5 protein-coding genes are annotated in these 4699 nt (G+C 37.7%); 1 reads left to right on the forward strand and 4 read right to left on the reverse strand.

Annotation, left to right across the window (positions count from 1 at the left end):
* Positions 1–328: 328 nt before the first annotated feature.
* The 4 genes from HMPREF9078_RS08770 to HMPREF9078_RS08785 form a co-directional block, all read right to left on the reverse strand.
* Complete coding sequence (locus HMPREF9078_RS08770) at positions 329–1165, reverse strand: leucine-rich repeat domain-containing protein (RefSeq protein ID WP_009420347.1); 837 nt, start codon at positions 1163–1165, stop codon at positions 329–331.
* A gap of 125 nt (positions 1166–1290) precedes the next feature.
* Positions 1291–1593: a type II toxin-antitoxin system RelE/ParE family toxin gene (locus HMPREF9078_RS08775; RefSeq protein WP_009420348.1), complete on the reverse strand. Its 303-nt coding sequence runs from the start codon at positions 1591–1593 to the stop codon at positions 1291–1293.
* Positions 1584–1754 carry a hypothetical protein gene (locus HMPREF9078_RS08780; protein WP_009418193.1) on the reverse strand — a complete coding sequence of 57 codons (171 nt, stop codon included), beginning with the start codon at positions 1752–1754 and terminating at the stop codon, positions 1584–1586. The genes HMPREF9078_RS08775 and HMPREF9078_RS08780 overlap by 10 nt, the downstream gene beginning before the upstream one ends.
* Positions 1755–1858: 104 nt before the next feature.
* Positions 1859–2680 (reverse strand): mechanosensitive ion channel family protein, encoded by an 822-nt coding sequence (locus HMPREF9078_RS08785; protein WP_009420349.1) that lies wholly within the window; start codon positions 2678–2680, stop codon positions 1859–1861.
* Between the two features lie 368 nt (positions 2681–3048).
* Between HMPREF9078_RS08785 and brnQ the strand changes: the two genes are divergently transcribed.
* Entirely contained in the window at positions 3049–4335 is a 1287-nt protein-coding gene (gene brnQ / locus HMPREF9078_RS08790; protein WP_009420351.1) for a branched-chain amino acid transport system II carrier protein, read from the forward strand.
* Positions 4336–4699 lie beyond the last annotated feature (364 nt).

A 4699-nucleotide genomic window follows, 5' to 3' on the forward strand; every position in this document is an offset into this window, starting at 1 on the left:
AGCTTCCTATAAGCTCTCTATAAGCTAAGACCACCCTCCTTACACCCTTTTTTCACCAAAACTTCTCTCAGCTCTCTTCCGTTCTTTTCCGACATCTTTCGAAAGCTCCTAACAGTCCCAGCATATCACTTTTTTATCTCAAACTTTGGCAAAGTTGATTATCGGTAAGTATTATTAACATTTCTGGTATTATTAACATTTACTCCATTTACTAATCTGTTAATTTCCTCATTTTCTCATTCTCTAATTCTCTCATTTTCTAATTTTCTCATTCTCTCATTTCTCCCCTGCCCGTCGTGCTACGACTGCCTGTGCGGCTCGCACCTAATTATTTTGGTATCAACTGAATCTTATCAACTAAATTTTTCCAATTGTTATCCCCTTTGTATATGTCCAATAAATCCTTAGGTTTTCTGGGGATATAAAAAGTAGGAAACTTAGTTTTAGCTATTCCAGAAAAAGGATCTCCCTCTAAATACGGCGGGTAAAGCGCAAGAATAGTAACATTCTCTAACGAAGTACAGTTCGCAAACGATTTATCTCCTATCGTCTTTAAGTTCATAGTTACCGAAAGGACTGCCTTTTTTAAAAGTTTACAGTTAGCAAAAGCCTCTTTCCCTATATGAGTAACTCCCGCATCTGTTAAATCTACTAATTCAAGAGTTCCACAAGACGAAAAAGCCCCATCGCCTATAATACCCGTTCTTTTAAAAGTAACTTCTTTTAAGTTTCTACATTCAGCAAAAATCCGGTTAGATAACCCTTTAGTATTGGGGAGCACCACTTTTCTAATATTCGAACGATAAAAAACCCTCTCGCCAAAAACAACGTCTGAATAAGAGTTGAAGTTTACACCATCACTGAGGTTCGTTCCTGAAAAGGCATCAGAACCTATTTCTTTTAAATTGTCCGAAAAAGTAATCGCTCTTAAACTTTTAAGGTCTTTAAAAGCATTTTCGGCAATAGTGTTTACTTTCCGCAAATTGCTATCCCCTTGCATATCAATAGAAATAGTACTACTATTAGTCCATTTTATTAAGGTAAGACCATCGGCACTGAGAGTGTAGTCATTAGGCGATACGTTTACCTCGTTACCGTTGTCATCTTTCTTACGACAACTCACCAAAGCAATAGCCACAAAGGCAAAAAAGAAGATTTTTCTCATTGTAAAATCATTTTTATGATGTTAAAGACGCCACAAAGGTACTAAATAAAGACCAATTAACAACGAAATATTCACAAAAAAAATACCGACTATCTTTATAGCCGGTATCTGTATGTTTTTTCTTTTTAAAAATCAAATAAATCTAAGCTATTAGGATTTCTTCGATTGTCCCAAAAAGAAAGAATACGAATAATATTGTTTTCTACTCTGTAAAAAATAGAGTAATTATAAAATACTAAAACAGAACGGACATCTTCATATCCTTCTTCTATAGGCCAGATGTATGGATTATCAATAAGAGATTTAACTACTTTTTGTGCCTCTATATTCAGTTTTACTGAATAAGTATTACTTTTGTTCCGTTTTTTCCAATAAACAAGAATTTCTTTCAGCTCCTCCTTTGCTTTAGGAGTCCAAACTACGACCATAATATCGCATTCATTTCTTGTTCTACATCTTCTTGAGGAATATGTAACCCTGCCTTATCTTCCTCCAAACCTTTTTGTATACTATACTTTTTCGCTTCTTTTTGTTGTTTAAGAAGGAGGTCGTCTTCAGTTAAGATATTATCTATAAGCTCTGCGTCCATAGTTTTTTATGTTTTTACGTTGCAAAAATATAAAATAAATATCAATTAGCAATGAATAAAGGACAATTTTAATCACTAATCATTAACCATTAATCACAGCCTCTCTACTGATGCACTTGCACTTGTGGGAATGGTATCTCTATACCCGCTTCGTCGAAGCGGTTTTTGATAGTCTCTAAAGTACGGAATATACACCCTGCGTGCTCGGAAGTCAAGCACCAATAGCGCAGTGAAAGGTTCACCGAACTATCAGCCAATTCCTCTACATATACCACAGGCTCAGGGTCAGGCAAGGCTTTGGGCTCTTCTTTGGCAATTTGTAAGAGCACTTCGCGAGCTTTTTGAATATCCGAACTGTAACCTATGCCTACTAATACGTACACCCTGCGCTTCTCTTCCCTACTGTAATTGATAATGCTATTGCTAAAAAGTTGGGTGTTGGGGATAATCGCCTGCTCGTTGTTGGCTTTGTTAAGAGTTGTAGCAAAGAGTCCAATGGTTTTTACCGTCCCTTTTTCGCCATTACCTTCAATGGTATCGCCTACGCGGAAAGGTTTAAAGATAAGAATCATTATCCCGCTTGCAAAGTTAGATAGCGACCCCTGTAAGGCTAACCCCACTGCTACAAAACCACTGGTAATAATCGCGATAAACTGAGTCGCAGGCAAACCTATCACTTGCACGATAGTAAGGAACAGAGCAATATAGAGTATCCACCGTACTACTTGCAAGAGGAATCCTTGCAAAGCGAGGTCTACTCCACGGCGTACCATCAAGCCTTTAAGGAGTTTTGCAATAAACCGAATAATGTATCGCCCTATAAAATAAAGCGCAATTGCCCACAATAGTGTAGGCGCAAATTTAATAAGTCCTGTAATCCACTCTTTAATGAGTCCTTCAAAATCCGCAGTCGAAAAATCATTCATTTTTGTTTGTTTTATTTTTTAGTTTCTAAATCTCACCAGCCCCTCTCGTCTCTCTGTCCTATCTCGATTGATGCGCAAAATTACAAACTAATTCCCAATCTCCCAAAATTTATTTCTCGTCCCCCTTCATTTGCCATTGTAGAGGCGTAGCTAAAAACACCTTTCTTCCAATTTCTGATTGAGCTCTCGAAGTCAATAGCTGAAAGTCCTGTCATTTTAATTTAAATATTAAGATTCTGACGACAAAAGTAAGAATAATTTACGAAGCTACTAATAAAAACTTTAAAAAGAAATTAAAGAAAAGATTTGTTTTATAAAAAGAAAATTATACCTTTGTAGCATTCTAACCTATATAAACCTAATTTATTATGGACAAAAAGAAATTCATTACAATTCTAACAGCAGGTTTTGCTCTATTTGCGATGTTTTTTGGAGCGGGCAATTTGGTTATTCCCCCTTATATAGGCTTAAAAATAGGAGCTTTAAGTGGTGTGGCTTTTGCAGGTTTTTTTGTGTCGGACATACTACTGTCGTTCTTAGCGGTGGTAATGGTAGCCTCTGTAGGACTTACTTTCACCGATTTAGGCAAGCGCTTCCCTCCGTTATTCGTAAATACGCTTGTGTTTTTAATCATTGTTACCTTAGGTCCCCTTATCTGCGTACCGCGTACGGGGTCTACAACCTACGAGGTGGCAGTACAACCTTTCTTCCCTCAAATAGGCAAAATTACTTTTGGGGTGCTGTACTTTGGCATCACGCTTTTGCTCTCTATCTCGAAAGCCAAAATAGTAGACATCATCGGTAAAATACTCACACCTTTTCTTATCCTTTCACTTACTATCCTGATAGTCGTGGGCACCATCAATGCGCCTAAGGAATTGGTAGACAACGGTTATAGCTTTGGAGAGGCGTTTGCGTTTGGCTTTTCAAAAGGCTACTTAACCTTAGATGTGCTTGCAGGCGTTATTTTTTCGGGGCTCATTATCTCGTCAATCGTGCAAGAGGGCTACCGCAGTGAGGCTGAGAAAAAGCAAGTAACCATACTCTCTGGGGTCATAGCCGCTGGCTGTTTGGTGTTTATCTATGGAGGATTGCTATATCTGGGAGCTACCTCTAATCTTTCTTCTTCCGAAGGGATTAGCTATATAGATATTCTCAAGCATATAGCTTATAGCGTATTAGGCGATAATGGTGGTATTGTAATATCGGTAGCGGTAGCATTTGCCTGCCTTACTTCGGCTATTGCTATTGTATCGGCTATGGGTGAGATTTTCGAGAACATCAGCAAAGGGCGTATCCCTTATAAATGGGGAGTGTGGATTTGTACCTTAGTATCGTTTGCGCTTTCTATCAGAAGTGTAGATGAAATCATACACTACGCTGGCTATCTGTTAGATTTCTCATATCCTATCACCATCGCACTTACCTTATTTGTGCTTTTCTTTGGCAAAAGGGTGCAGAGCAATGCTCCTTATATAGTAGGGGTAACGCTCACGGCTATATTATCAGGACTTTTCATCATAGGTGATTTGCTACATATAGCCTGGATTAATAACTTCAAAACGTTATTACCCTTAGCTGACTACCGAATAGAGTGGTTTATTCCTGCTTTTCTATCATTTATCATAACGGCAATAATAGTGAAGAGAGTATAATATTTTTTATAAATAAAGTCCGTCCGATATATAATACTGATTTACAGTTGTACGTATATTGTAATCAATGAAATCAATCTTTCACATACCCAGCAGAGACCACTTGCTAGCTTTGTGTGAGATTTTAAAGTAGCGAAGCTATTTATTTGTTTTACATATATAATTTTAATAACATTTTCCTCATATCCGATTCATATTAAATTAATTACCCATCGCGCTACAACTGCGCGCGTGGCTCATACCTGCTTGTTGTGCTAAAATTTAGCATCGACTTCCCCTCACCACATTCTCCCTTTGGAGGTAGCCAGCGACTGCTAGATATGTTAGAAGAGAGATATTTTTACCACATTACCTTCGTCATTCG

Source organism: Capnocytophaga sp. oral taxon 380 str. F0488, assembly GCF_000318255.2.
Classification (GTDB): domain Bacteria; phylum Bacteroidota; class Bacteroidia; order Flavobacteriales; family Flavobacteriaceae; genus Capnocytophaga; species Capnocytophaga ochracea.